Genomic DNA, 26095 nt, shown 5'->3' on the forward strand with positions numbered 1-26095 from the left:
GCTCACGGTGGCTCGGCTTCCGGCTGGGGGTGTGGGGGTCGTCCCCCACATGTCGCAGTACGGCTGCCGTCCGCCGAAGCGCCGCCGCGTCTGAGGCACGCGCTCACGGTGGCTCGGCTTCCGGCTGGGGGTGTGGGGGTCGTCCCCCACATGTCGCAGTACGGCTGCCGTCCGCCGAAGCGCCGCCGCGTCTGAGTCGACGTCGGTGCGTGCCTCTCCGCGCGAGCGGAGGTGACCCGCGCCGCCGCGTCTGACGCACGGCTGCTTCGCGCAGGGTTTGGTCCGGGCGGTACGGCTCTTCGGGGGCGTATCGCCCGTACCCTTGCAGTACCCGTCCCTCTTGCCGGGGACGGTTTCCGTCGGACGTCAAATAGCGGGCGTCCACGAATGAAGGATCTGATCCACACATGCTGATCGCTCAGCGTCCCTCGTTGACCGAAGAGGTCGTCGACGAGTTCCGCTCCCGGTTCGTGATCGAGCCGCTGGAGCCGGGCTTCGGCTACACCCTCGGCAACTCCCTCCGCCGTACCCTCCTGTCGTCGATCCCCGGTGCCGCTGTCACCAGCATCCGCATCGACGGCGTCCTGCACGAGTTCACCACCGTGCCGGGCGTCAAGGAGGACGTCACCGACCTGATCCTCAACATCAAGCAGCTGGTCGTCTCCTCGGAGCACGACGAGCCGGTCGTGATGTACCTGCGCAAGCAGGGCCCGGGTCTGGTCACCGCCGCCGACATCGCGCCCCCGGCCGGTGTCGAGGTGCACAACCCCGACCTCGTCCTCGCCACGCTCAACGGCAAGGGCAAGCTGGAGATGGAGCTGACGGTCGAGCGCGGCCGCGGTTACGTCTCCGCCGTGCAGAACAAGCAGGTGGGCCAGGAGATCGGCCGTATCCCGGTCGACTCCATCTACAGCCCCGTGCTGAAGGTCACCTACAAGGTCGAGGCGACCCGAGTCGAGCAGCGCACCGACTTCGACAAGCTCATCGTCGACGTCGAGACCAAGCAGGCGATGCGTCCGCGTGACGCCATGGCCTCCGCCGGCAAGACCCTGGTCGAGCTGTTCGGTCTCGCCCGCGAGCTGAACATCGACGCCGAGGGCATCGACATGGGCCCGTCCCCCACGGACGCCGCCCTGGCCGCCGACCTGGCGCTGCCGATCGAGGAGCTGGAGCTCACGGTCCGCTCCTACAACTGCCTCAAGCGCGAGGGCATCCACTCCGTGGGTGAGCTCGTCGCCCGCTCCGAGGCCGACCTGCTCGACATCCGCAACTTCGGTGCGAAGTCGATCGACGAGGTCAAGGCGAAGCTGGCCGGCATGGGCCTGGCCCTGAAGGACAGCCCGCCCGGATTCGACCCGACCGCCGCCGCCGACGCCTTCGGCGCCGACGACGACGCGGACGCGGGTTTCGTGGAGACCGAGCAGTACTGAGTGACTGACCGGTCGCAGCCGGTGGGCATCCGCCCATCGGGTTCCTGACCCCGGTACCTGATACGGCCGGGGCAGACACACAGGAGAAAGAACATGCCGAGGCCCACCAAGGGTGCCCGTCTGGGCGGCAGCGCCGCGCACGAGAAGCTCCTCCTCGCGAACCTCGCGAAGAGCCTCTTCGAGCACGGCCGCATCACCACGACCGAGGCGAAGGCGCGCCGTCTGCGTCCCTACGCCGAGCGTCTGATCACCAAGGCGAAGAAGGGCGACCTTCACAACCGCCGCCAGGTGCTCCAGGTCATCACGGACAAGAGCGTCGTCCACACGCTCTTCACCGAGATCGGCCCGCGCTACGAGAACCGCCCGGGTGGCTACACCCGTATCACCAAGATCGGTAACCGCCGTGGCGACAACGCGCCCATGGCTGTCATCGAGCTGGTGGAGGCCCTGACCGTGGCCCAGCAGGCCACCGGTGAGGCCGAGGCGGCGACCAAGCGCGCCGCGAAGGACGCCGAGGCCGCTGCCGCCGAGCCCAAGGTCGATGTGACCAAGGACGACGAGGCCGCTGCCGAGGAGTCGAAGGACGCGTAAGCGTTCCGCCCGTTGGGCGTTGGCGGGTCCGTTCCTTCCGGAGCGGGCCCGCCTTTTCGCATCCGAGAGGACCTGTGAGGATCTGTACGTGAGTGAAGTACCAGCACCCGGGTTCGTACGCGTCCGGCTCGACCTCTCCTACGACGGCAGCGAGTTCCACGGCTGGGCCAAGCAGGCCGGGGGACAGCGCACCGTGCAGGGCGAGATCGAGGACGCCCTGCGGACCGTGACCCGGTCCGGGGAGACGTACGAGCTGACGGTCGCCGGACGCACCGACGCCGGGGTGCACGCGCGAGGGCAGGTCGCGCATGTCGATCTGCCGGAGCAGCTGTGGGCCGAGCACCAGGAGAAGCTGCTGAAGCGGCTCGCCGGGCGGCTGCCCAGGGACGTGCGGGTGTGGGCCCTGGCGGAGGCCCCGGAGGGGTTCAACGCGCGCTTCGCCGCGCTGTGGCGGCGCTATGTGTACCGGGTGTCCGACCGGCCGGGCGGGGTCGACCCGCTGCTGCGCAACCATGTGCTGTGGCATGACTGGGAGTTGGATGTCGACGTCATGGACGCCGCCGCCAAGTCCCTTGTCGGGGAGCACGACTTCGCCGCCTACGCCAAGAAGCGCGAGGGGGCCTCGACGGTGCGGGAGATCCTGGACTTCGGGGTGCGCCGGACCGAGGGCGGCGTGGTGGAGATCGAGGTGCGCGCCGACGCCTTCTGCCACAACCAAGTCCGCTCCATGGTGGGCGCGTTGCTGTTCGTGGGGGACGGGCACCGGGGCGTGGAGTGGCCGCGCAAGGTGCTGGACGCGCGGGTCCGCGACAGCGCCGTGCACGTCGTACGGCCGCACGGGCTGACGCTGGAGGAGGTCGCGTACCCGGCACCCGAACTGCTCGCGGAGCGCCAGGTACAGGCGCGGCGGGTGCGGGGGCAGGTGCACTGAAGGGGGCCCCGGTGCTCGGAGCCCCCTCCTGGCGTACGGGTCAGCCTGTCTGGGCTGCTGCCGAGGCCTGGGTCTGGCCGCGGCGGCGGATCTGGTCGAAGGTGAACTGCTGGAGGGCGTCGCCGGCCTGGAAGACCTTGGTGTCCTTGTCGGTGACGTCCTTGCCGTTGGTGAAGCCGGCGACCGTGAAGTAGGCGTAGCGGCCGTAGTAGTTGCGCGTGGAGCGGCACACCGCGGCGTTGCAGAACGGCTTGACGCCGTCGCCGGACAGGGAGCGCACGATGCTCTTGTCGTCGGTCTCGGACTTGGCCTTCGCGGCCTGCGCCTCGGTGTCGAAGACGGCGACGCCGATGGTGACCGCGATGCCGCCGTCGACGTAGGTGACGCGCATCAGACGGGTGCAGTCGTTGGCGTCGAGGACCTTCGGGAGGGTCTTCAGGGCCCCGGTCGCGCACTTCTTGGTGTCGTCCGTGGGGCCCTTCTTGTAGACGGTCCCGGCCAGCGTCAGCTGCTTGCCGCCGAAGAAGGAGTCGGGGCTGAGCGGAGCGGTGTCCTTCTTCGCGCTGGAGATGAAGTCGTCCGGGTTGAGCGGGGGAGGCGCGCTCGTCGGGGCGAAGGAGGGCTCGGTGGACCCGCTCGGGATGTCCGCGGTCGCGGGCAACTGGGCGGTCGGCTTGTTGGCGGTGCCGTCGTTGGCCGAGACCACGGCGACGGCGACCGCCGCGGCTATGCCCACGGTGGCCAGCGCGCCACCGCCGATGAACAGCATGCGGCGCCGCTTGTTACGGGACTCGGACGCCTCGGCGAGCGCGGCCCAGTCCGGGGTCTGACTGCTCCCGCCGCTGTTCCACGGCTGCTGGGAGTGCGGTTTCCAGGGATCCCACTGCGACTGGGGTCCCCCCTGCTGCCCGAAGCTCATGGGGCGCATCTTAGACGCAGCCCCGGGGTAGGTAATTCCGGTTCAAGGGCCCCTGGGGGCGCGGGTGTTGCACAAAAGGGCGCGCGCAAATACGACATCTCCGGGCCCTTGGTGCGATGCGCGGGCCGGGTTTAGCGGTGCGCCGTGGGGTGGCGACGGTACGTGTTGTTATCAGGGCGCCACACACCCGGTGCCACGCACTGGGGTGATTACACTGGGTGCGGCAGTCCTTACCCGTGTCGCCCGCCTGTGCGGGCTCGTTTTGACCCCCTGCGGGGCGCGCGGGTATTCTGCTTCTTCGTTGTGTATTGGCTTGCTCATTCTCACGGGACGGGCCCTTACACCGGTCCACCGGGCCGATGACCAGCGACCAGCACGCGGTTTGCGTCACCGCAGTGCGGTCAAGGCTGTCGTGATCGTTTCGGTGACCTGTTCAGGACCATTCACTCGAAGCGAAGGCTACGAACCGTGCGTACGTACAGCCCCAAGCCCGGCGATGTGACGCGCCAGTGGCACGTCATCGACGCTCAGGACGTTGTCCTGGGCCGTCTCGCCACCACCGCAGCGACCCTTCTCCGGGGCAAGCACAAGCCGATTTACGCGCCCCACGTCGACACTGGTGACTTCGTCATCATCATCAACGCCGACAAGGTGCACCTCTCCGGCAACAAGCGGACCCAGAAGATGGCGTACCGCCACTCCGGCTACCCGGGTGGTCTGCGCTCCGTCCGTTACGACGAGCTGCTCGACAAGAACCCCGAGAAGGCCATCGAGAAGGCCGTCAAGGGCATGCTCCCCAAGAACTCCCTGGGCCGTCAGATGCTCTCGAAGCTGAAGGTCTACAAGGGTGACCAGCACCCGCACGGCGCGCAGCAGCCGCAGCCGTACGAGATCACCCAGGTCGCGCAGTAAGTCCGGCCACCCCCTAAGACTGAAGAGAATCTGAGGAGAATCGTGGCCGAGACCACTGCCGAGCAGCCGCTCGAAGAGCTTGACATCGACAGCTACACCACCGAGTCCGAGGTTCCGGTCGAGGGTGAGTACACCTCCGAGTCCCTCGCCTCGCGCTTCGGTGAGCCCCAGCCGGCCGCCGGCCTGGGCCGTCGCAAGAACGCCATCGCCCGCGTCCGGATCGTCCCGGGCACCGGCAAGTGGAAGATCAACGGGCGGACGCTCGAGGACTACTTCCCGAACAAGGTCCACCAGCAGGAGGTCAACGAGCCGTTCAAGGTTCTTGAGCTCGAAGGCCGCTACGACGTCATCGCCCGCATCGCGGGTGGCGGTGTCTCCGGTCAGGCCGGTGCCCTGCGTCTCGGTGTCGCCCGCGCCCTGAACGAGGCCGACGTCGACAACAACCGCGGCCCGCTGAAGAAGGCCGGCTTCCTGCGCCGCGACGACCGCGCGGTCGAGCGGAAGAAGGCCGGTCTGAAGAAGGCCCGCAAGGCTCCGCAGTACAGCAAGCGCTAAGCTTCGCTGCCTGCAAGCTCGTACCGCACTTCAGCAGTACGTCCGAACGCCCCGGCGGCACGCCACAGTGCCGCCGGGGCGTTCGTTTATCAGAGCCGTGGGCGTATAACGGCACAAGACGTTCAAAGGCTTGTGCGATCGGGTGATCTTGGACGATCTCCGAGAACGATCTCGAAAGTGACGCTTCATCAGGAGGACAAGTGGGACGACTCTTCGGCACGGACGGCGTGCGCGGTGTCGCCAACGCGGATCTGACCGCCGAGATGGCGCTCGGTCTGTCGGTCGCGGCGGCCCACGTGCTCGCCGAGGCGGGCACCTTCGAAGGCCACCGGCCGACCGCGGTGGTCGGACGGGACCCGCGTGCGTCCGGGGAGTTCCTGGAGGCCGCCGTGGTCGCCGGTCTGGCGAGCGCGGGTGTCGACGTGCTGCGGGTCGGCGTCCTGCCCACGCCCGCGGTGGCCCACCTCACCGGAGCGCTCGGCGCCGACCTCGGCGTCATGCTCTCCGCCAGCCACAACGCCATGCCCGACAACGGCATCAAGTTCTTCGCCCGCGGCGGTCACAAGCTCGCCGACGAGCTGGAGGACCGCATCGAGTCCGTCTACGACTCGCACCGCCACGGCGAGCCCTGGGAGCGGCCCACCGGCGCCGGCGTCGGCCGGGTCCGCGACTACGACGAGGGCCTGGACCAGTACATCGCCCACCTGATCGGCGTCCTCCCGAACCGCCTCGACGGGCTGAAGATCGTCCTGGACGAGGCGCACGGCGCCGCCTCCCGGGTCTCCCCGGAGGCCTTCGCGCGGGCCGGCGCCGAGGTGATCACCATCGGCGCGGAGCCGGACGGCCTCAACATCAACGACGGCTGCGGCTCCACCCACCTCGGCCTCCTCAAGGCCGCCGTCGTCGAGCACGGCGCCGCCCTCGGTATCGCGCACGACGGCGACGCCGACCGCTGCCTGGCCGTGGACCACACCGGTGAGGAGGTGGACGGCGACCAGATCCTGGCCGTGCTCGCGCTGGCGATGCGGGAGCGTTCCGCACTGCGCTCCGGCACCGTTGTCGCGACCGTGATGTCCAACCTCGGCTTCAAGCTGGCGCTGGAGCGGGAGGGCCTCAAGCTCGTCCAGACGGCCGTGGGCGACCGGTACGTGCTGGAGGAGATGAAGCAGCACGGCTACGCCCTCGGCGGCGAGCAGTCCGGCCACGTGATCATCCTCGACCACGCCACGACCGGCGACGGCACGCTCACCGGCCTGATGCTGGCCGCGCGGGTCGCGGAGACCGGCCGGTCGCTCAAGGAGCTGGCCTCCGTGATGGAGCGGCTGCCGCAGGTGCTGATCAATGTGCCCGACGTGGACAAGTCCCGGGTGAAGACCTCCGGTGAGCTGGCCGCCGCCGTCGCCGACGCGGAGGCGGAGCTGGGCTCGACCGGACGCGTCCTGCTGCGGCCCTCGGGGACCGAGCCGCTGGTGCGCGTGATGGTCGAGGCGGCCGACATCGACCACGCCCGCGCGGTCGCCGGACGGCTCGCCGATGTCGTGAAGTCCGTACTGGGATAACGCCCGCACTGCGGGCCTCCATCCGGAGGGACGGGGCGCGGCGCTTGGAGTGGCGCCGCCCCCTGTGTCCGGTACGACCCTAATTTCAGGGTCCATGGATTCATCACGGAACATCGCTCCGCCCTCCGTACCCGCCGCCCCCAGCCGCCGCAGCGCGCTCGCCGGACTCGTCGCGGGCGCCGCCGGAGCGGTGGGTGCCGCCGCCGTCGCGGGCGCCCCGGCCGCCTCCGCCGCGCCCGCCGCCCCGGCACCGGCCGCCTCACCGACGCCGGGCGCCATGCAGCTGTTCACCGACCCGGGGCTCAACTTCGGCGCGCTGCTCGCCCTGGGAGCCGCTGGCGCCAGGGCCTCCGAGGTCGGTGAAGTGCTCACCGCCGTCAACGCGATCAACGCGGCCGGGGCGAACGAGAACACCTACACCGCCGAGTTCCGCGCCTGGGGCGACCGGCTCGTCGCCATGCGCACCGGCCACCGCGAGACCGACCGCTTCCGCTCGCTGCGCGCCTCCCAGTACTACGCCCAGGCGCTCTTCTTCGTCCTGGGCTCCACCACCCCCGGTGACGAGGAGCGGCTCTACCGCGCCGGACGCCGCACCTGGGACACCTTCGCCCGGCTCTGCGAACCCGCCGCCATCACCGACAAGGTCCCGTACGGGAAGACCCCGCTGCCGGTGTGGTTCTTCCGCCCCGACACCTCCGGCAAGCCCCGCCCGACGGTGATCCTCACCAACGGCAGCGACGGGCAGAACGTCGACATGTGGACGTACGGGGTCATGGCCGCCCTCGACCGGGGCTGGAACGCGCTGGTCTATGACGGTCCCGGTCAGGGTCAGCTGCTCTTCGTGGACAAGGTGGTCTTCAGCCCGCGCTGGGAGCGGGTGGTCGGCCCGCTGGTCGACTGGCTGCAGCGCCGGCACGACGTCGACCACCGGCGGATCGCGCTGACCGGTCTGTCCATGGGCGGCGACCTGGCGCCCCGCGCCGCCGCCTTCGACCACCGCATCGCCGCGCTGGTCGCGATGCCCGGCTGTCTCAACCCGTGGCTGGCCTTCCCTCCGGAGCTGCGGGAGATCCTCACCCCGGACAAGGCGGAGACCAACAAGATCTGGAACGAGGAGGTCGTGCCCGAGCTGGACGCGACCGAGGCGTACCAGCTGAAGAAGCGGTTCGAGCCCTTCTCGATCGAGGCGATGCTCGCCGCCCGCCGGGGCCGGATGTTCACCGACTTCTGGACGGCCGCCCGCCGGGTCGTGGCCATGGACATCACCGGCGTGGTCCGCCGCATCCAGGCCCCGACCCTGGTCCTGGACTACGAGGACGAGGCGTTCTACCCCGGCCAGCCGCGTCAGATGTACGAGCTGCTGCGCACCCGCAAGGACTACCTCAAGCTGACCGCCGCCACCGGGGCCCAGCTGCACTGCTCCCCGATGGCGCCGCAGCAGCACTGCGAGGTCGTCTTCGACTGGCTGGAGGACACCCTGGGACGCCGCAAGGGATGATCCTCCGGTCGCGGGGGCCCGGCCTCAGAGCCTCAGAGCTTGCGCAGCGACAGCCGCTGCACCTTGTGGTCCGGGCCCTTGCGCAGCACGAGGGTGGCGCGGCCCCGGGTGGGGGCGATGTTCTCCACCAGGTTCGGCTTGTTGATGGTCCGCCACATCGTCCCGGCGTACTCCAGGGCCTCCGCCTCCGAGACCTGGGTGTACTTGCGGAAGTACGAGGACGGGTTCTGGAAGGCGGTCTCCCGCAGCCGCTTGAAGCGGTTGAGGTACCAGCGCTCGATGTCCTCGGTGCGGGCGTCGACGTACACGCTGAAGTCGAAGTAGTCGGCGAGACCGACCCGGGTGCGGCCGTCCTTGCCGGGCAGCGCGGGCTGCAGGACGTTCAGGCCCTCGACGATCAGGATGTCGGGGCGGCGCACCGTAAGCTTCTCGCCCGGGACGATGTCGTAGATCAGGTGGGAGTAGACGGGGGCGGTGACCTCGTCCTTGCCCGCCTTGATGTCGGCGACGAAACGGGTCAGCGCCCGGCGGTCGTACGACTCCGGGAACCCCTTGCGGGACATCAGGCCGCGGGCCTGCAGCTCCTGGGTGGGCAGCAGGAAGCCGTCGGTGGTGACCAGCTCCACGCGCGGGTGTTCCGGCCAGCGCGAGAGCAGCGCCTGCAGCAGGCGGGCGACCGTGGACTTGCCCACCGCGACCGAACCGGCGACCCCTATGACGAAGGGCGTGCCGGACTGGGAGCCCTGTTCGCCCAGGAAGGTGTTCAGGGCGCTGCGCAGTCCGTCGGTGGCGCCGACGTAGAGGTTGAGCAGCCGGGACAGCGGCAGGTAGATGTCCCGCACCTCGTCGAGGTCGATGACGTCGCCCAGACCGCGCAGCTTCTCGACCTCCTCGGCGGACAGCGGCAGCGGCGTCTTGTCGCGCAGCGCGCTCCACTCGGTTCGGGTGAGGTCGACGTAGGGAGTCGCCTCCGGTTTTGGCCGGTGGGCGCTCCGGGGCAACGGGGAGACCGGAGAGATCACAGTCCATTGTTACGGGAGTACGAACGGACGGCGGGGTGGGATGTATCACCCGCCCGGCAAATCGTACGGAATCGGCCCAAGCCGGGGAATGTCAGTGGTGTGCGTCACAGTTGTGGGAGAGGTGGACCCAGCCCGGGGTCCATCGACCCCCGAGGGGTGACCCATGACGTATGCGATTGAGGCGGAGGGCCTGGTCAAGCGGTTCAAGGACACGGAGGCGCTGGCCGGGGTCGATCTGGGGGCACGGCAGGGCTCGGTGCTCGGACTGCTGGGTCCCAACGGCGCGGGGAAGACGACAGCGGTACGGATCTTCGCGACCCTGCTGGCGCCGGACGCGGGGCACGCCCGGGTGGCCGGGCACGACGTGGTCCGCGACGCCGGGGCCGTGCGCGCGATGGTCGGGCTGACCGGGCAGTACGCGGCCGTGGACGAGAACCTGACCGGTACCGAGAACCTGCTGCTCATCGGGCGGCTGCTGGGTCTGGGCCGCGGGGAGGCCAAGGCGCGGGCGGGCGAGCTGCTGGAGCGCTTCCAGCTCGCGTACGCGGCCGGGCGGGCCGCGAAGACGTACTCGGGCGGGATGCGACGGCGCCTCGACCTCGCCGCGAGTCTGGTGGGGCGGCCCAGCATCCTCTTCCTCGACGAGCCCACGACCGGCCTGGACCCGCACAGCCGAGGGGAGCTGTGGGATCTGCTGAGGGCCCTGGTCGCGGACGGCGCGACGGCCCTGCTGACCACCCAGTACCTGAACGAGGCCGATGTGCTCGCCGACGACATCGTGGTGATCGACAAGGGCCGGGTGATCGCCGAGGGCACTCCGGACCAGCTGAAGTCCCAGGTCGGCGGGCAGGTGCTGGAGGTGCGCCCGCTGCGCGCCGACGACCTCGGCCGGGTGCACGCGCTGGTGGCGCGGGCGGCCGGGGCCCGTACCCAGATCGAGGGTGAGACGGTCACGGCGCCGGTGAAGGACCCCGAGCTGATGCCGGCCGTGGTGCGCGCGCTGGACCGCGAGGGCGTAGCCGTCGGCGAGCTGGCCCTGAGGCGGTCCTCGCTGGACGAGGTGTTCCTGGCGCTGACCGGACACCGCGCCGAGCCGTCCGAGGAGTCCGCGGAGCCGGAGGACGGCCCACCCGTGGCGGACGCGGAGCGGGAGAAGGCGGTGAGCCGGTCATGACCGCCACCACCGTCACCGCCCCCGTTGGTGCCTCGGGCCGGGTAAGGCCGCTCGCCGGGCTCCAGCAGACCTTCACCATGGCCTGGCGCAGCCTGGTCGCGGTCAAGCACAACCCGCTCGAGCTGGTCGACTACAGCATCACGCCGATCATGTTCGTCTTCCTGTTCACCTACGTCCTCGGCGGGCAGATGGCCGGGTCGCCCGAGGCGTATCTGAAGTACGCGCTGCCCGGGATCATCGTGCAGAACACCCTGTTCATGACGATCTACACGGCGATGGCGCTCAACACCGACCTCACCAAGGGCGTCTTCGACCGGCTGCGCAGCCTGCCGATCGCCCGCTCCGCGCCGCTGATCGGCAGGATCACCGCGGACCTCGCCAAGCACCTGTGGGCGCTGCTGCTGATGATCGGGCTCGGGCTGCTGCTCGGCTTCCGGGTCACCGGGGGATTCGGCGGCTTCGTGCTCGGCACCCTGCTGGTGATGCTGTTCGCGGCGGCGGTGTCCTGGTGCGCGGTGCTGATCGGGATGCTGGCCGGGGATGCGGAGAAGGTGCAGGCGTTCGGCTTCACGCTGATCTTCCCGATCACCTTCACCAGCAGCGCCTTCGTCCAGGTGGACACGATGCCGGGCTGGTTGCAGGCGTGGAGCGATGTGAACCCGGTGTCCCATCTCTCCGACGCGTTCCGGGGGTTGCTGCTCGGCGGTCCGGTGGCGGAGCCGGTCACCTGGTCGCTGGTGTGGGCGGCCGGGATAGCGCTGGTGTTCTATCCGCTGGCGATGCGGGCGTACCGGGCGAAGACTTGAGCGATTCTCTGCCTGAAAGGGCTCAAGAATTTCCGAATTCGGGCACGATGTGGCCGGTTCGGCGGCGGATTCGACCGTAGGCTGCCGCCCATGTGCGGAATCGTGGGATACGTGGGGTCGCAGTCGGCGCTCGATGTGGTGATGGCCGGACTGAAGCGACTGGAGTACCGGGGTTACGACTCGGCGGGCGTGGCCGTGCTCGCGGACGGCGGGCTGGCCGCCGCGAAGAAGGCCGGGAAGCTCGTCAATCTGGAGAAGGAACTGGTGGACCGGCCGCTGCCGAGCGGGTCCACCGCCATCGGGCACACCCGCTGGGCCACCCACGGCGGGCCCACGGACGCCAACGCGCATCCGCACCTGGACAACGCCGGGCGGGTGGCCGTCGTCCACAACGGCATCATCGAGAACTTCGCGCTGCTGCGGGCGGAACTGGCCGAGCGCGGCCACGAGCTGGCCTCCGAGACCGACACCGAGGTCGTCGCGCATCTGCTCGCCGAGGCGTACTCCTCCAGCGCCGACCTCGCGGAGGCGATGCGGCTGGTGTGCCGCCGCCTGGAAGGGGCGTTCACGCTGGTCGCGGTCGACGCCGACGAGCCGGACGTGGTGGTCGGGGCGCGCCGCAACTCACCGCTGGTGGTGGGCGTCGGCGAGGGCGAGGCGTTCCTGGCCTCCGACGTGGCCGCGTTCATCGAGCACACCCGTTCCGCGATCGAACTCGGCCAGGACCAGGTGGTGGAGCTGCGCCGGGACGGGGTCACGGTGACCGGCTTCGACGGCAGCCCGGCCGAGGTGCACTCGTATCACGTCGACTGGGACGCCTCGGCGGCCGAGAAGGGCGGCTACGACTACTTCATGCTCAAGGAGATCGCCGAGCAGCCCAAGGCGGTCGCCGACACCCTGCTGGGCCGCATCGACGCCTCCGGCGCCCTGACCCTGGACGAAGTGCGCATCTCCGCCGCCGAGTTGCGGGAGGTGGACAAGGTCGTCATCGTCGCCTGCGGTACGGCCTTCCACGCCGGGCTGATCGCCAAGTACGCCATCGAGCACTGGACGCGGATCCCCTGCGAGGTGGAGCTGGCCAGCGAGTTCCGCTACCGGGACCCGATCCTGGACGCGCGGTCCCTGGTCATCGCGATCTCCCAGTCCGGGGAGACCATGGACACGCTGATGGCGCTGCGGCACGCCCGGGAGCAGGGGTCCAGGGTGCTGGCGATCTGCAACACCAACGGCTCGACGATCCCCCGGGAGTCGGACGCGGTGCTGTACACGCACGCGGGGCCTGAGGTGGCGGTCGCCTCGACGAAGGCGTTCCTGACGCAGCTGGTCGCCTGCTACCTCGTGGCGCTGTACCTGGGGCAGGTGCGCGGCACCAAGTGGGGCGACGAGATCCGGGCGGTCATCCGGGACCTGGCGGAGATCTCCGGGGAGGTGGAGCGCGTCCTGGAGACGATGGAGCCGGTACGGGCGCTGGCCCGCGGCCTCGCCGACAAGAACACGGTGCTCTTCCTCGGACGGCACGTGGGCTATCCGGTCGCCCTGGAGGGCGCCCTGAAGCTGAAGGAACTCGCCTACATGCACGCCGAGGGCTTCGCGGCGGGCGAGCTGAAGCACGGGCCGATCGCGCTGATCGAGGACGACCTGCCGGTGGTCGTGGTCGTGCCCTCGCCCCGTGGGCGCTCGGTGCTGCACGACAAGATCGTCTCCAACATCCAGGAGATCCGTGCCCGGAGTGCCCGCACCATCGTGATCGCGGAGGAGGGCGACGAGGCGGTCGTACCGTACGCCGACCACCTGATCCGCATCCCGGTCACGCCGACCCTGCTCCAGCCCCTGGTCGCGACGGTTCCGCTCCAGGTCTTCGCCTGCGAACTGGCGACGGCGCGCGGCAACGAGGTGGACCAGCCGAGGAACCTGGCGAAGTCGGTGACGGTGGAGTAGGTCACCAGTCGAGGGTGAGCGTGCCGCCGACCGGCAGCGCGTGCCACCGCTCGGCGTACTCGGCGAGGCGGGCTACGATCCGGTCGACCAGCGGCGGGATCTCCCGCTTCGCCACATACGCGGGCAGCTCGGCGGCGTGCCCGTTGCGCACCTCCCACACCGGCACGGCGATGCCCGCCAGCTCCTCCGAGCGCGCCATGTCCGCACTGGCCTCCGGCGAAGGCTTGGGCCGCTTGGACTTCTGGCGCCGGTTGGCCCTGGCCCGCTCCGCCGGATCGGCGGGCCAGAACAGCCCGTTGTCCCCGGCGGCGAGCCGCCCGTAGACGCCGAGCTTGATCCCGGCCTCCGCCTCCACGACGAAGTGCACGAGGTCGTGCGGGAGATACGGGTGCCCACCGGGCCCGTTGCGCGGCGCCAGCGCGGGCCCGTTCTCGCGGTGCACGGCGATGCCGTAACTGGTTCCGGGGCCCTTGGTGAAGACGACACGCATACAGGCACGGTAGGTGCGGCCGGGGGCGCCACGCACGCGCTTTTACGAGGGGTCCGTCCGGCCGCCCCGCCGAGCCGGTGCGGGACACGGACACCCGCGCCCCCGCCGTGCGTACCGGCCCGCGCCCTGTGCGGTTCGGCCTCGCCGTCGGCCCTCGGCGGCGGGTTCCCCCGTGCCGGGCGCGCCGCCCCCGACAGGCGCGTACGCGGGCATGGGTGCCGAGCGGTGTTCCGCGCCCGTCCTGTCCTTCCTGCCGCGGCGACGCATCGCACCCCTACATGCGGCTCCGCTCAGGGCCGGGGGTCGACCGCCCGCCCCGGCCCTCAGTCCCGTACGTCCCGCCAGGCCCGTACGATCGCCCGCGCCACGTCCTGCGCCCCCACCGGGGCGCCGTCCGAGGCGTAGCGTCCGGCCAGGCCGTGCAGGTACGCCGCAACGCTGCCCGCGTCCAGGGGTGCGAGGCCCGCCGCGAGCAGGGACCCGGCCAGGCCCGACAGCACGTCACCGCTGCCCGCCGTGGCCAGCCAGGACGTGCCGGTGGCGTTGACGCGGACCGGCCCGCCCTCCGCGTCCGCCACCAGGGTCGTCGAGCCCTTGAGCAGCACCGTCGCCCGGTAGCGGGCGGCCAGTTCGCGGGCCGACGACAGGCGGGCGCTCTCCACTTCCTCGCGGGACACCCCCAGAAGGGCCGCCGCCTCTCCGGCGTGCGGGGTCATCAGGGTCGGGGCCGTGCGGGCCCGTACCGTCTCCCGGTCGGCGAGGCGGAGGCCGTCCGCGTCGATCAGGACCGGGACGTCCGCCGCCAGGACCTCCGCCACCGTCGCCGCGTCGTCCCCGGCGCCCGGGCCGGCCACCCAGGCCTGCACGCGGCCCGCCTTGGTGGGGCCCCGGTCCGAGACCAGGGTCTCCGGGTAGCGGGCCAGGACCGCGTCCGCGGCCGGTCCGACGTACCGCACCGCCCCGGCGCCGCCGTGCAGCGCGCCCGCGACCGCGAGGACCGCCGCGCCCGGGTAGCGGGCGGAACCGGCGGCCACGCCGACCACGCCCCGCCGGTACTTGTCGCTCTCCGGGCCGGGGAGGGGGAGGAGCCGGGCCACGTCCGCGTGCTGGAGGGCCTCGACGTCGGCCTCCCGCGGCAGTTCCAGGCCGATGTCGATCAGGCGGACCGTGCCCGCGTGGTCCCGCGCGGGGTCGATCAGCAGGCCCGGCTTGTGCGTGCCGAAAGTGACGGTGAGGTCGGCCCGTACCGCCGCGCCCTGCACCTGGCCCGTGTCCGGGTCGACGCCGCTCGGCAGGTCGACGGCGACCACCTCCGCCCGGGACCGCTCGGCCGCCTCCGCCAGCCGGGCCGCCTCCGGGCGCAGCCCGCCCTTGCCGCCGATGCCCACGATGCCGTCCACCACCAGGTCGGCCCGCTCGATCAGCTCCTCCGCCGGACCCGAGGCCGCCCTGCCGCCCGCCCGGAGCAGCGCCGCGAGGCCGCCCGCGTGCGCCCGCTCGGGGGAGAGCAGTACCGCCGTCACCCCGGCCCCGCGCCGGGCCAGCCGGGCCCCCGCGTACAGGGCGTCACCGCCGTTGTCGCCGCTGCCCACCAGCAGCACCACCCGGCTGCCGTACACCCGCCCGAGCAGGTCCGCGCAGCTCGCGGCGAGTCCGGCCGCCGCCCGCTGCATCAGGGCGCCCTCCGGCAGCCGCGCCATCAGTCGCCGTTCCGCCGTCCTGACCGTCTCCACGCTGTACGCAGTACGCATGGAGTCGAGTCTCTCGTGCCGCTCAGCCTTCCGCGACCACCACCGCCGAGGCCACCCCGGCGTCATGACTGAGCGACACATGCCAGGACCGCACCCCGAGTTCGGCCGCCCGCGCCGCCACCGTCCCGGTCACCCGCAGCCGGGGCTGCCCGCTGTCCTCGACGTACACCTCCGCGTCCGTCCAGTGCAGCCCGGCCGGGGCGCCCAGGGCCTTCGCCAGCGCCTCCTTCGCCGCGAACCGCGCCGCCAGCGAGGCGACCCCGCGCCGCTCCCCGCTCGGCAGCAGCAATTCGCTGTCCAGGAACAGCCGCCGCGCCATCCCCGGCGTACGCTCCAAGGACGCCGCGAACCGGTCGATCTCCGCCACGTCGATTCCGACCCCGATGATGCTCATGCCGAGCACCCTACGGCCGTCGGCGTGGCGTGATCCGCCGGCCTCGGCCGGGGCTCGACCGGGCTGTCGGACCCCTCTGAGAGACTGGGGGCGCCATGACTGAAACTGCTGCCCTGCGGACCGCGCCCCTGCGGGCCCGCGCCGAGATCGACCTGGACGCCGTGCGCGCCAATGTGCGGGCCCTGCGCGCCCTGGCGCCCGGCGCCGCGCTGATGGCGGTCGTGAAGTCCGACGGCTACGGCCATGGCGCGGCCCCCTGCGCCCGCGCGGCCGTCCAGGCGGGCGCCACCTGGCTGGGCACGGCCACCCCCGAGGAGGCCCTGGTCCTCAGGGCGAGCGGGCAGCTCCCGGACGACGTGCGGATCATGTGCTGGCTGTGGACGCCGGGCGGCCCCTGGCGGGAGGCGATCGAGGCCCGCCTCGATGTGTCCGTGAGCGGCATGTGGGCGCTGGACGAGGTCACCGCCGCGGCCCGCGCGGCGGGCAGGCCCGCGCGGGTGCAGCTCAAGGCCGACACCGGGCTCGGCCGCGGCGGCTGCCAGCCCGGCGACGACTGGACCGAGTTGGTGGGCGCGGCGCTCGCCGCCGAGGCCGAGGGCCTGGTGAAGGTGACCGGCCTGTGGTCGCACCTCGCCTGCGCCGACGAACCCGGCCACTCCTCCGTCGACGCCCAGCTCGACGCCTTCCGCGCAATGGTCTCGTACGCCGAGGAGCAGGGCCTGCGCCCCGAGGTGCGGCACATCGCCAACTCGCCCGCCACCCTCACCCGCCCCGACAGCCACTTCGACCTGGTGCGCACCGGCATCGCCGTCTACGGCATCTCGCCCAGCCCCGAGTTGGGCAGTTCCGCCGACTTCGGGCTGCGGCCGGCCATGACCCTGTCCGCGTCGGTGGCCCTGGTCAAGCAGGTGCCCGGCGGCCACGGCGTCAGCTACGGTCACCACTACATCACCGCCGGTGAAACCACTCTTGGGCTGATCCCCGTGGGGTATGCGGACGGTGTTCCGCGGCACGCCTCCTCCGCCGGTCCGGTCCTGGTCGGCGGCAAGTGGCGCACGGTCGCGGGGCGGGTCGCGATGGACCAGTTCGTCGTGGACCTCGGCGGCGACCGGCCGGAACCGGGGGAGCGGGCGGTGCTGTTCGGGCCCGGCGACGCGGGCGAGCCCACCGCCGAGGACTGGGCGAAGGCCGCCGGGACCATCGCGTACGAGATCGTCACCCGGATCGGAACCCGGGTCCCCCGCGTCTATCTGAACGAGCGACAGGCCGACTGACCGCCCGAGGGGCGAGCTGCGGTCCGGCGAGGAGGAGCGCTAGGTGAGCGAGAGCAGTGCGGAGGCCGTCGCGGCCGTCGCCTCCGCCGGGAACTGGCGCCGCGCCACCGGAATCGCCGGTGCCGCGATAGGCGTGGTCGCCGCGGGCGCCGCCGCCGGTGTCGCCATAGAGCGGCTCACCGTCGGCCGCGGCATGCGCAAGAAGGCCCGGCTCGCACTCGACTCGGCGGGCCCCTACGGGGCGCTGCGCGGGCAGCCCGGCAAGGCGTACGCGGACGACGGCACCGAGCTGTACTACGAGGTCGACGACGTGGAGCCGGAGGGCGGCTCCGCGCCGCGCCGGCGCCGTCTGTTCGGCCGCAAGGCCCCGGTCCCGGTCACCGTCGTCTTCAGCCACGGCTACTGCCTCAGCCAGGACTCCTGGCACTTCCAGCGGGCGGCGCTGCGCGGTGTCGTACGGACCGTGCACTGGGACCAGCGCAGCCACGGCCGCTCCGCGCGGGGCGCGGCGCAGGTGCGGGACGGGGTGCCGGTCGACATCGAGCAGCTCGGCCGGGACCTGAAGGCGGTCATCGACGCGGCCGCGCCGGAGGGGCCGATCGTGCTCGTCGGGCACTCCATGGGCGGCATGACCGTGATGGCGCTGGCCGACCAGTACCCCGAGCTGATCCGCGACCGGGTCGTCGCCGTCGCCCTGGTCGGCACCTCCTCCGGACGGCTCGGCGAGGTCAACTTCGGGCTGCCGGTGGCCGGCGTCAACGCCGTGCGCCGGGTGCTCCCCGGAGTGCTGAAGGCGCTCGGGCAGCGGGCCGAGCTGGTGGAGAAGGGGCGCCGGGCGACCGCCGACCTGTTCGCCGGGATCATCAAGCGGTACTCCTTCGCCTCCCGGGACGTCGATCCCGCGGTCGTGCGGTTCGCCGAGCGGATGATCGAGGGGACGCCCATCGACGTGGTCGCCGAGTACTACCCGGCCTTCGCCGACCACGACAAGACCGAGGCGCTCGCCCACTTCGCCGACCTGCCGGTGCTGGTGCTGGCCGGGGTCAAGGACCTGGTGACACCGAGCGAGCACAGCGAGGCCATCGCCGACCTGCTGCCCGAGGCCGAGCTGGTGCTCGTGCCGGACGCCGGGCACCTGGTGATGCTGGAACACCCGGAAGTGGTCACCGACCGTCTCGCCGACCTGCTCACCCGCGCGGGTGCGGTGCCCGCGGGCGCTACGGTGGGTGGCTATGGAAGCAGCACCGCACAACCCGGCTGAGACCGAGCTGACCGTCACCTCCCCCGAGCAGATGCGGGAGCTCGGCCGCCGACTGGCCAAGCTGCTGCGCGCCGGTGACCTCGTGATGCTCAGCGGCGAGCTCGGCGCGGGCAAGACGACGCTGACCCGCGGGCTCGGCGAGGGGCTCGGGGTGCGCGGCGCCGTCACCTCGCCGACCTTCGTGATCGCCCGGGTGCACCCCTCCCTCGGGGACGGGCCGCCGCTGGTCCACGTCGACGCCTACCGCCTCGGCGGCGGCCTGGACGAGATGGAGGACCTCGACCTCGACGTCTCGCTGCCGGAATCGGTGGTCGTCGTGGAGTGGGGCGAGGGCAAGGTCGAGGAACTGACCGAGGACCGGCTCCAGATCGTCATCCACCGGGCCGTCGGCGACACCACGGACGAGGTACGGCACGTCACGGTCACCGGGGTCGGGGGGCGCTGGGCCGCGGCGGGACTCGGCGGGCTGTCCGCCTGAGGTCGGGACGTGGTGGCCGTCCGCCTGAGTCGGGACGTGGTGGCTGTCCGCCTGAGTCGGGACGTGGTGGCTGTCCGCCTGAGCGCCGGGACAACTTTCCGACAAGACGTCGGCAAAATATTGCGTTCGCCGTACCGGGCGTGGTCACATGGTACCCAGCCCGTAGTTAGGTGTACCTAACTACGCCCGCCGCCGGCTCCCAGGAGGCGACCATGTCGGTCACGGAACGCGACGCCCCCCGCCCGCGCCCGGTGCCCCCGGTATCCATGCGCGACCTACTGGCGGCATCCGCCGCGGCGACCGCCGTATCGACACCACCGCGCGCACCGGAACCCGAAGCCGCGCCGGAGCGCAGGGCCGCCTGAGGCCCGGCACGTACACGACCTAGCGGATCACGACCACCTTGGCGCCGATCGTCGCGAACGACCACATCGCCGCCCCGTCCTTGCGGGACTCGCGGATGCCGCCCGTGAGGGTGGGGCCGTCCGGGTCCGGGGGAGTGCTGTCCACCGCCGCGCTGAAGCCGACGGCCACGCCGCCGACGCTGGCGAAGCGGACCACGTGCTCGACGGGGACGCCGTCGGTGCCCTTGACCTTGTTCGAGCGGGAGGTGACCCGGTACTCGCCCGGCGCCGGGTTGACCGAGCCGGGGGTGACCTCGAAGGTCCGCTTGACCTTGTCGCCCTTGCCGACCAGCCACACCCGGTCGTCGTCCAGGGAGTAGACGACCCGCTCGCCGGTGCCGGACCCGGAGGGCAGCGCGGTGGGGTTGTTCCGGTCGCGCGGCGCCTTGGACGCGGCCACCACCGGGGCGGCGTCCCGGGCGTCCCGCCCGAGGTCGGCGGGTACGTTCTCCGCGGCCCGGTACGCCAGGAAACCCACCGTCACCAGCGCCGCCGTGGTGAGCCCGGCCACGATCCCGGAGCTGTTGCCTGCCACCGTCGCCCACCTCTTCGCCGTACGTCGTGCTACCCGGCGACGGTAGCAGTCGGTGACCGCTCCTCCCGTGCGGCGATGCCCCGGCGCGGGGAGCCGTAGGCTGTTCGCGTGCTCTTGCTCGCTCTGGATACCGCCACCCCCGCCGTCACCGTCGCCCTGCACGACGGCAGCGAAGTCCTCGCCTCCTCAAGTCAGGTGGACGCCCGCCGGCACGGCGAGCTGCTGCTGCCGGCCGTCGACCGGCTGCTCGCCGAGGCCGGGCTGAAGCTCGACGCCGTCACCGCCGTGGTCGTGGGTACCGGACCCGGTCCGTACACCGGCCTGCGGGTCGGCCTGATGACCGCCGACACCTTCGGCCTAGCGCTCGGCGTGCCCGTGCACGGCGTGTGCACGCTCGACGCGCTCGCCTACGCCGCCGACATCGACCAGGGCCCCTTCGTCGTGGCCACCGACGCCCGGCGCAAGGAGGTCTACTGGGCCACCTACGCCGACTCCCGCACCCGCCTGACCGACCCCGCGGTCGACCGTCCCGCCGAGATCGCCGACCGGGTCGCGGGCCTCCCGGCAGTCGGCGCGGGCGCGCTGCTGTACCCGGAGACCTTCCCGAGCGTCCACGAGCCCGAGCACGTCTCCGCCTCCGCCCTCGCCTCGCTGGCCGCCGAACGGCTGGCGGCCGGGGAGGAACTGCCCGCGCCCAGACCGCTGTACCTGCGCAGGCCCGACGCCCAGGTCCCCAAGAACTACAAGGTGGTCACCCCGAAGTGACAGCGGTGCTGCGCGAGATGCGCTGGTGGGACATCGATCCCGTCCTGGAGCTGGAGAAGGACCTCTTCCCCGAGGACGCCTGGTCCCGGGGGATGTTCTGGTCCGAGCTGGCCCACGCGCGCGGTCCGGCCGCGACCCGGCGGTACGTGGTGGCGGAGGAGGGCGAACGGATCGTCGGATACGCGGGCCTGGCCGCCTCCGGGGATCTCGCCGACATCCAGACCATCGCCGTCGCCCGCGACCACTGGGGCACCGGCCTCGGCGGGCGGCTGCTGACCGAACTGCTGCGCGCGGCCACCGCCTTCGAGTGCGCCGAAGTGATGCTGGAGTGCCGCGTGGACAACATCCGCGCCCAGAAGCTGTACGAGCGCTACGGCTTCGAGGCGATCGGCTTCCGGCGCGGCTACTACCAGCCCGGCAATGTGGACGCCCTCGTGATGCGTCTGAACGACCCTTCGACCTCAGTGCAAGGAACCGAGATCCATGGCTGACGAACCCCTGGTGCTGGGGATCGAGACATCCTGCGACGAGACCGGTGTCGGCATCGTCCGTGGGACGACCCTGCTGGCCGACGCCGTCGCCTCCAGCGTGGACGAGCACGCCCGCTTCGGCGGTGTGGTGCCGGAGGTCGCCTCCCGGGCGCATCTTGAGGCCATGGTGCCGACCATCGACCGCGCGCTGAAGGAGGCGGGGGTCTCCGCGCGGGACCTGGACGGCATCGCCGTCACCGCCGGTCCCGGTCTGGCCGGCGCGCTGCTGGTCGGGGTGTCGGCGGCGAAGGCGTACGCCTACGCGCTGGGCAAGCCCCTCTACGGCGTGAACCACCTCGCCTCGCACATCTGCGTGGACCAGCTGGAGCACGGCGCCCTGCCCGAGCCGACGATGGCGCTGCTGGTCAGCGGTGGCCACTCCTCGCTGCTGCTGTCCTCGGACATCACCTCCGACGTCCGCCCGATGGGCGCCACCATCGACGACGCGGCCGGCGAGGCCTTCGACAAGATCGCCCGCGTGCTGAACCTGGGCTTCCCCGGTGGCCCGGTCATCGACCGGTACGCGCGCGAGGGCGACCCGAACGCGATCGCCTTCCCGCGCGGTCTGACCGGTCCCCGCGATCCCGCCTACGACTTCTCCTTCTCCGGTCTGAAGACCGCCGTGGCCCGCTGGATCGAGGCCAGGCGGGCGGCGGGGGAGGAGGTGCCGGTGCGCGACGTGGCGGCCTCCTTCCAGGAGGCGGTCGTGGACGTGCTCACCCGCAAGGCGGTACGGGCCTGCAAGGACGAGGGCGTCGACCACCTGATGATCGGCGGCGGCGTCGCCGCCAACTCCCGTCTGCGGGCGCTGGCCCAGGAGCGCTGCGAGGCGGCCGGCATCCGGCTGCGGGTGCCCCGGCCCAAGCTGTGCACGGACAACGGGGCGATGGTCGCCGCGCTCGGCGCGGAGATGGTCGCCCGCAACCGGGCCGCCTCCAGCTGGGACCTCTCCGCCGACTCCTCCCTGCCGGTGACCGACACCCATGTCCCCGGCCACGACCACGTGCACGAGGTCAGCAAGGAGAACCTGTACTCATGACGGTCGCGCTGATGTGGGAGGCGCGGGCGGCGGAGGGCCGGGGCGCGGAACTCGTGGACTGGGCCCGCCGCCAGCCCCTCACCGGGACCCCCCTGCGCCGGGAGACCTTCCGGGCCCCGGAGGACCGGGTCCTGGTGATCACCTGGTGGGACGCGGCCTTCGACGCCGACCTGCCCGATCTTCCCGACCCCGACCCCGAGTTGGTGTCACGTCCGGTGCACCGGTGGCGGTTCGAGTCGGTGGCCGAGGGCTGAGCACCGCCTTCCGCGGCTTCGAGGCAGCGGCCGGGGGCTGAGTACCGGCCCCCGGCCGCTCTCCCTCCTCCCCCGGTCCCTACGACACCTCCGCCTCGCAGATCAGCCGCCGGTCCGGACCCAGGGTCCGGGTCGGACCGGTCAGGGTCAGGCGGGTGGTGTGGCGGGCCTCCGCGCTGGAGGGGCCCACCCGCAGTTCCAGCACCCCGGGTTCGACGACCTTCTCGTTCGCGCGGTTCGTGAACGCCGACAGGTCCGTGTGGAAGTGGAAGGTCACCCGGCCGGACTCCCCGGGGGACAACTCCACGCGCTGGTAGCCGATCAGGCGGACGTCGGGCCGGGTCACCGTGGCCACCGGGTCGTGCAGATACAGCTGCACGACCTCCGCGCCCGCCCGGTCACCGGTGTTGCGGACGGTGACGGTCAGGTCGTACGAGCCGTCCGTGCCGATCTCCGCGTCCGCCGCGTCGGACTCCCAGGCGAAGGACGTGTACGAGCGGCCGTGCCCGAAGGCGTACAGCGGGGTCGGGTCCAGGTTGCTGACCTCGGCCGCGAGGCCCAGCGGAGGCTGGAGGTACGTCCAGGGCTGGCCGCCCGGCTCCTTCGGCACGCTCACCGGGAGCCGCCCGGAGGGGTTCACCCGGCCGGAGAGCACGCCCGCGATCGCCGGGCCGCCCTCCTCGCCGGGGAAGAAGGCCTGGACGACCGCGCCGAGGCGGCCCTGCCAGCGGCCGAGGGCGTAGGGGCGGCCGGTGAGGAGGACCAGGACGACCGGGACCCCGGTCGCCACGAGCGCGTCCAGCAGTTCGCCCTGCACGCCCGGGAGCCGCAGGTCGGACACGTCGCAGCCCTCGCCCGACGTACCGCGCCCGAACAGCCCCGCCCGGTCGCCCAGGACCGCCAGGCACACGTCCGCCTCGGACGCCCGCGCCACCGCCTCCTCGAAGCCCGCGGTGTCCGGGTCGGAGACCCCGCAGCCCTCGGCGAAGGTCACCTTGGCGTCCGGGAGTTCGGTGCGCAGCGCCTCCAGCACGGTCGGGATCTCGATGCCCATGGGGACGCCGGGATGGTGGGTGAGGACATGGGACGGGAAGGAGTAGCAGCCGAGCATCGCCAGGGCGTCCGCGGCGCGCGGGCCGACGACCGCGATCCGGGTGTCCGGGGCCAGCGGCAGCACCCCGTCGGGGTTGTCCAGCAGCACCACCGACTCCTCGGCCAGCCGCCGGGCCAGGCCGCGCGCGGCGGTGGAGTCCAGGTCGATGCGCTCGGTGGGCTCCGGGTCCCAGTCCTCGTCGAGCAGGCCCAGTTCGCACTTCTGCAGCAGCACGCGACGGACCGCCCGGTCGACCAGATTCTCCGGGATCTCGCCCGCGTGGATCGCGTCCACCAGCGGCTTGCCGTAGCACTTCAGCGTGGGCAGCTCCACGTCGATGCCGGCCCGCAGCGCCGCGTGCGCCGACTCGGCGTCGGTGCCCGTGACCCGGTGCAGTGAGCGCAGGAAGCCGATGCCGAAGTAGTCGGCGACGACCGTGCCGGTGAACCCCCATTCCTCCCGCAGGAGTTCGGTGAGCAGCCAGGGGTCGGCGGAGGCGGGTACGCCGTCGGTCTCGGTGTAGGCGGCCATCACACTGCGCGCCCCGCCCTCGCGCAGCGCCATCTCGAAGGGCAGCAGGGTCACATCGGCGAACTCGCGCGTCCCGGCCCTCACGGGCGCCAGGTTGCGGGCGCCCGCCGAGGAGGCGTACCCGGCGAAGTGCTTGAGCGTGGCGATCACCCCGGCCGACTCCAGGCCCCGCACATAGGCGGTGCCGATGGTGCCGGTCAGGTACGGGTCCTCGCCGATGGTCTCCTCGACGCGGCCCCAGCGCGGGTCGCGCACGACGTCCAGGACGGGCGCGAGGCCCTGGTGGACGCCGACCGAGCGCATGTCCGCGCCGATCCTGCGGGCCATCTCCTCGACGAGCGGCGCGTCGAAGCTCGCGCCCCAGGCCAGCGGTACCGGGTAGGCGGTGGCCCGCCAGGTGGTGAACCCGGCCAGGCACTCCTCGTGGGCGACGGCGGGGATGCCGAAGCGTCCGGCGGCGGTGATCTGCCGCTGGGCGCGGGCCAGGGCCAGCGCGCCCTTGACCGGGTCCACGGGGGCGGTGCCGAAGGGGCGGGTGAGCTGGCCCAGACCGTGGGTGATCAGCTCGTCCCAGTCGTAGTCGGCGGTCATCTCGCGTTGCAGCGGGGCGACCCCGCCGCCGTCCGTCGACGAGCCCACCCACACGCCGTAGAGCTGGGCGGTCTTCTCCTGAAGGGTCATCCGGGAGAGCAGGTCGTCGACGCGGGCGGAGGCGGGCAGTGCGGGGTCGCGCCAAGGGGCGGTGGTCATGAAACTCCTGTCGGGGCGGATGGCCTCTCACGAATGTTTCGCTATTCACCTCGAATGTTCCGGGAACCTAGGCGCGGTGAGAAGGGTTCGTCAAGAGGGGGCGCAGGGATACGATCGCCGCCATGACACCCTCCGAGCCCGCTGAAACCCGGACGACAGCCCGTGCGAAAGGTCGCTCCGCGCAGACCGCGACCCTCGCCGAGATCGCCCGCGAGGCCGGCGTCTCGGCGCCGACTGTTTCGAAGGTCCTCAACGGCAGGGCCGATGTCGCCCCGGCGACCCGCAGCCGCGTCGAGGAGCTGCTGCGCGCCCACGGCTACCGCCGCCGCCGCGCCGAGGCGAGCCGTTCGCCCCTGATCGACCTGGTCTTCCACGAGCTGGAGAGCGCGTGGGCGATGGAGGTGATCCGGGGGGTGGAGAACGTCGCCCGGGACGCCGGTCTGAGCGTGGTGCTCAGCGAGAGCATGGGCCGCCTCACCCCCGGCCGGACCTGGGCCGACCAGGTCGCCGCCCGCCGCCCGCACGGCGTGATCCTGGTGCTCTCGGGCCTGGACGAGTCCCAGCGCGCCCTGCTCACCAGCCGCTCCATCCCGTTCGTGGTGATGGACCCGGCGGGCGACCCCGGCACCGACGTACCCTCCATCGGCGCCACCAACTGGCAGGGCGGCCTCGCCGCCACCCGGCACCTGGTCGAGCTCGGCCACACCCGGATCGGCGCCATCACCGGACCGTCCCGGATGATGTGCAGCCGCGCCCGGATCGACGGCTACCGGGCGGCCCTGGAGACGGCGGAACTGCCCGTCGATCCGGCGCTGATCCGGCCCGGCGACTTCCACCACGAGACCGGCTACAAGGAGGGCCTGAAGCTGCTGCGCGGCCCGGACCGGCCGACGGCCGTGTTCGCCGGCAACGACCTCCAGGCGCTCGGCCTGTACGAGGCGGCGCGCGAACTGGGCCTGCGCATCCCCGAGGACCTCAGCGTCGTCGGTTTCGACGACCTGCCGGTCGCCCGCTGGGTGGGGCCGCCGCTGACGACCGTACGGCAGCCGCTGACCGAGATGGCCGAAGCCGCGGCCCGGCTGGTGCTGGACCTGGCCAAGGCGGACGGGGATCCGGCGGCGACCCGGGTGGAGCTGGCCACGAGCCTGGTGGTGCGCAGCAGTACGGCGGTGCCGCCCGCGAAGTGAGGGATCCGTGTATTGACGGGTGCT

At 72.0% G+C, this 26095-nt stretch carries 25 protein-coding genes; 18 read left to right on the plus strand and 7 right to left on the minus strand.

The annotated features are described in order from the left end of the window. The first annotated feature begins 407 nt into the window (after nt 1-407). The 3 genes from ACZ7L7_RS09600 to truA all read left to right on the plus strand — a co-directional run bounded on the left by ACZ7L7_RS09600 (nt 408) and on the right by truA (nt 2952). Nucleotides 408-1430 carry a DNA-directed RNA polymerase subunit alpha gene (locus tag ACZ7L7_RS09600; RefSeq protein WP_003966937.1) on the plus strand — a complete coding sequence of 341 codons (1023 nt, stop codon included), beginning with the start codon at nt 408-410 and terminating at the stop codon, nt 1428-1430. A 93-nt stretch (nt 1431-1523) separates the two neighbouring features. Beyond that, nucleotides 1524-2021: a 50S ribosomal protein L17 gene (rplQ, locus tag ACZ7L7_RS09605; RefSeq protein WP_285510610.1), complete on the plus strand. Its 498-nt coding sequence runs from the start codon at nt 1524-1526 to the stop codon at nt 2019-2021. 88 nt (nt 2022-2109) lie between these two features. Beyond that, entirely contained in the window at nt 2110-2952 is an 843-nt protein-coding gene (gene truA, locus ACZ7L7_RS09610) for a tRNA pseudouridine(38-40) synthase TruA (RefSeq protein WP_285510609.1), read from the plus strand. A gap of 40 nt (nt 2953-2992) precedes the next feature. Here the strand turns inward: truA and ACZ7L7_RS09615 are convergent, their stop codons facing one another. Next, entirely contained in the window at nt 2993-3871 is an 879-nt protein-coding gene (locus ACZ7L7_RS09615; RefSeq protein ID WP_285510608.1) for a hypothetical protein, read from the minus strand. Nucleotides 3872-4339: 468 nt separating this feature from the next. Between ACZ7L7_RS09615 and rplM the strand changes: the two genes are divergently transcribed. The 4 genes from rplM (at nt 4340) to ACZ7L7_RS09635 (ending at nt 8395) form a co-directional block, all read left to right on the plus strand. After that, nucleotides 4340-4783 carry a 50S ribosomal protein L13 gene (rplM, locus tag ACZ7L7_RS09620; protein ID WP_093720374.1) on the plus strand — a complete coding sequence of 148 codons (444 nt, stop codon included), beginning with the start codon at nt 4340-4342 and terminating at the stop codon, nt 4781-4783. Between the two features lie 42 nt (nt 4784-4825). Then, on the plus strand, nt 4826-5338 hold the full coding sequence (gene rpsI, locus ACZ7L7_RS09625) for a 30S ribosomal protein S9 (protein ID WP_003998795.1): 513 nt from the start codon (nt 4826-4828) through the stop codon (nt 5336-5338). A 200-nt stretch (nt 5339-5538) separates the two neighbouring features. Continuing rightward, nucleotides 5539-6897 carry a phosphoglucosamine mutase gene (gene glmM / locus ACZ7L7_RS09630; protein ID WP_472075447.1) on the plus strand — a complete coding sequence of 453 codons (1359 nt, stop codon included), beginning with the start codon at nt 5539-5541 and terminating at the stop codon, nt 6895-6897. Between the two features lie 94 nt (nt 6898-6991). Further along, nucleotides 6992-8395 carry an alpha/beta hydrolase family protein gene (locus tag ACZ7L7_RS09635; RefSeq protein WP_472075449.1) on the plus strand — a complete coding sequence of 468 codons (1404 nt, stop codon included), beginning with the start codon at nt 6992-6994 and terminating at the stop codon, nt 8393-8395. 32 nt (nt 8396-8427) lie between these two features. On the opposite strand, the gene coaA is transcribed toward ACZ7L7_RS09635, so the two are convergent. After that, entirely contained in the window at nt 8428-9417 is a 990-nt protein-coding gene (coaA, locus tag ACZ7L7_RS09640; RefSeq protein ID WP_285510605.1) for a type I pantothenate kinase, read from the minus strand. Between the two features lie 163 nt (nt 9418-9580). Here coaA and ACZ7L7_RS09645 point away from each other — a divergent pair, with 163 nt between their 5' ends. The 3 genes from ACZ7L7_RS09645 (at nt 9581) to glmS (ending at nt 13335) form a co-directional block, all read left to right on the plus strand. Further along, a complete protein-coding gene (locus tag ACZ7L7_RS09645; RefSeq protein WP_285510604.1) occupies nt 9581-10591 on the plus strand; it encodes an ATP-binding cassette domain-containing protein in 1011 nt (336 codons plus the stop codon). Then, nucleotides 10588-11397, plus strand: coding sequence for an ABC transporter permease (locus ACZ7L7_RS09650; RefSeq protein WP_285510603.1), 810 nt, complete (start codon nt 10588-10590; stop codon nt 11395-11397). The genes ACZ7L7_RS09645 and ACZ7L7_RS09650 overlap by 4 nt, the downstream gene beginning before the upstream one ends. 90 nt (nt 11398-11487) lie before the next feature. Further along, nucleotides 11488-13335, plus strand: coding sequence for a glutamine--fructose-6-phosphate transaminase (isomerizing) (gene glmS / locus ACZ7L7_RS09655; RefSeq protein WP_472075452.1), 1848 nt, complete (start codon nt 11488-11490; stop codon nt 13333-13335). 1 nt (nt 13336) lies between these two features. Here glmS and ACZ7L7_RS09660 read toward each other — a convergent pair whose 3' ends face one another. The 3 genes from ACZ7L7_RS09660 to ACZ7L7_RS09670 form a co-directional block, all read right to left on the minus strand. Beyond that, on the minus strand, nt 13337-13825 hold the full coding sequence (locus ACZ7L7_RS09660; RefSeq protein ID WP_285510601.1) for a hypothetical protein: 489 nt from the start codon (nt 13823-13825) through the stop codon (nt 13337-13339). Nucleotides 13826-14148: 323 nt separating this feature from the next. Further along, nucleotides 14149-15576, minus strand: a complete 1428-nt coding sequence (locus tag ACZ7L7_RS09665; RefSeq protein WP_285510600.1) for an NAD(P)H-hydrate dehydratase — start codon at nt 15574-15576, stop codon at nt 14149-14151. A gap of 22 nt (nt 15577-15598) precedes the next feature. Continuing rightward, nucleotides 15599-15970, minus strand: a complete 372-nt coding sequence (locus ACZ7L7_RS09670) for a holo-ACP synthase (RefSeq protein WP_285510599.1) — start codon at nt 15968-15970, stop codon at nt 15599-15601. A 95-nt stretch (nt 15971-16065) separates the two neighbouring features. Between ACZ7L7_RS09670 and alr the strand changes: the two genes are divergently transcribed. From alr to tsaE, 3 genes are read left to right on the plus strand one after another with little or no spacing between them, the layout of a single operon-like run. Then, nucleotides 16066-17244: an alanine racemase gene (alr, locus tag ACZ7L7_RS09675; RefSeq protein WP_453604984.1), complete on the plus strand. Its 1179-nt coding sequence runs from the start codon at nt 16066-16068 to the stop codon at nt 17242-17244. Nucleotides 17245-17287: 43 nt separating this feature from the next. Further along, complete coding sequence (locus ACZ7L7_RS09680; protein WP_285510597.1) at nt 17288-18505, plus strand: alpha/beta fold hydrolase; 1218 nt, start codon at nt 17288-17290, stop codon at nt 18503-18505. Next, entirely contained in the window at nt 18477-18983 is a 507-nt protein-coding gene (gene tsaE / locus ACZ7L7_RS09685) for a tRNA (adenosine(37)-N6)-threonylcarbamoyltransferase complex ATPase subunit type 1 TsaE (protein WP_285510596.1), read from the plus strand. The genes ACZ7L7_RS09680 and tsaE overlap by 29 nt, the downstream gene beginning before the upstream one ends. 384 nt (nt 18984-19367) lie before the next feature. Here the strand turns inward: tsaE and ACZ7L7_RS09690 are convergent, their stop codons facing one another. After that, entirely contained in the window at nt 19368-19922 is a 555-nt protein-coding gene (locus ACZ7L7_RS09690) for a hypothetical protein (protein WP_285510595.1), read from the minus strand. A 108-nt stretch (nt 19923-20030) separates the two neighbouring features. Here ACZ7L7_RS09690 and tsaB point away from each other — a divergent pair, with 108 nt between their 5' ends. From tsaB to ACZ7L7_RS09710, 4 genes are read left to right on the plus strand one after another with little or no spacing between them, the layout of a single operon-like run. After that, nucleotides 20031-20687 carry a tRNA (adenosine(37)-N6)-threonylcarbamoyltransferase complex dimerization subunit type 1 TsaB gene (gene tsaB / locus ACZ7L7_RS09695; RefSeq protein ID WP_285510594.1) on the plus strand — a complete coding sequence of 219 codons (657 nt, stop codon included), beginning with the start codon at nt 20031-20033 and terminating at the stop codon, nt 20685-20687. A gap of 17 nt (nt 20688-20704) precedes the next feature. Further along, a complete protein-coding gene (gene rimI, locus ACZ7L7_RS09700; protein WP_285510738.1) occupies nt 20705-21178 on the plus strand; it encodes a ribosomal protein S18-alanine N-acetyltransferase in 474 nt (157 codons plus the stop codon). Further along, nucleotides 21171-22256 (plus strand): tRNA (adenosine(37)-N6)-threonylcarbamoyltransferase complex transferase subunit TsaD, encoded by a 1086-nt coding sequence (gene tsaD, locus ACZ7L7_RS09705; protein ID WP_285510593.1) that lies wholly within the window; start codon nt 21171-21173, stop codon nt 22254-22256. Before rimI ends, tsaD begins: the two co-directional genes overlap by 8 nt. Beyond that, nucleotides 22253-22510, plus strand: coding sequence for a hypothetical protein (locus tag ACZ7L7_RS09710; protein WP_285510592.1), 258 nt, complete (start codon nt 22253-22255; stop codon nt 22508-22510). The genes tsaD and ACZ7L7_RS09710 overlap by 4 nt, the downstream gene beginning before the upstream one ends. A 79-nt stretch (nt 22511-22589) precedes the next feature. Here ACZ7L7_RS09710 and ACZ7L7_RS09715 read toward each other — a convergent pair whose 3' ends face one another. Then, on the minus strand, nt 22590-24884 hold the full coding sequence (locus ACZ7L7_RS09715; protein WP_472075456.1) for a beta-xylosidase/alpha-l-arabinosidase: 2295 nt from the start codon (nt 24882-24884) through the stop codon (nt 22590-22592). Nucleotides 24885-25006: 122 nt separating this feature from the next. Here ACZ7L7_RS09715 and ACZ7L7_RS09720 point away from each other — a divergent pair, with 122 nt between their 5' ends. Continuing rightward, nucleotides 25007-26071: a LacI family DNA-binding transcriptional regulator gene (locus ACZ7L7_RS09720; RefSeq protein WP_285510590.1), complete on the plus strand. Its 1065-nt coding sequence runs from the start codon at nt 25007-25009 to the stop codon at nt 26069-26071. The last annotated feature ends 24 nt before the right edge of the window (nt 26072-26095 follow it).

The sequence above is a fragment of the Streptomyces sp. NPDC110618 genome (assembly GCF_055657065.1).